This is a genomic window from Novacetimonas hansenii JCM 7643 (assembly GCF_000964405.1).
Classification (GTDB): domain Bacteria; phylum Pseudomonadota; class Alphaproteobacteria; order Acetobacterales; family Acetobacteraceae; genus Novacetimonas; species Novacetimonas hansenii.
The window spans coordinates 1-382 of the sequence record NZ_BANE01000363.1; the positions used below are offsets into that span (position 1 = coordinate 1).

Annotated in this window: 1 protein-coding gene and 1 pseudogene; both read right to left on the reverse strand. The window is 65.2% G+C overall.

The genetic code is table 11. The features are described 5' to 3' along the window. Positions 1-230: pseudogene (locus B7G66_RS16650) on the reverse strand (lytic transglycosylase domain-containing protein); the annotation flags it as partial. Beyond that, a partial coding sequence (locus B7G66_RS16655) for a DUF736 family protein (protein ID WP_148424816.1) occupies positions 227-382 on the reverse strand: 156 nt, incomplete at its 5' end. The pseudogene B7G66_RS16650 and the gene B7G66_RS16655, both read right to left, overlap by 4 nt.

Genomic DNA, 382 nt, shown 5'->3' on the forward strand with positions numbered 1-382 from the left:
GCATCACGACCGCTTTCGACCTGCATCACCGCGCGGATCCATTCTGACGGCAGGGCAACACGCTCTGCCGCCTGGCGGATCATTCCCTCGATGTCCTGCGCGCTGGCAGGATGCATCAGAAGCACCATCGAAGCCGCCAGCCCCGCGCAGCTCAAGCGGGCAAGACTGAACCGGGTAAGCGTGCTGGCATTGCGACCACCCCGTCCCGCTCCTGCAGTCAGGCGCATCATTCACGTGCTCCCTGACGTTTCTGCGGACGGTTCCAGACAAGCTGCCAGACCCGCCCACCCCGGCCTGATTGGAACAGGCTCGCGCGCAGGCCCTGTGCCAGAGTGGGGTCATCGACCACCACGACGATGTATTCGCCAGCCCGTTCGCCGGT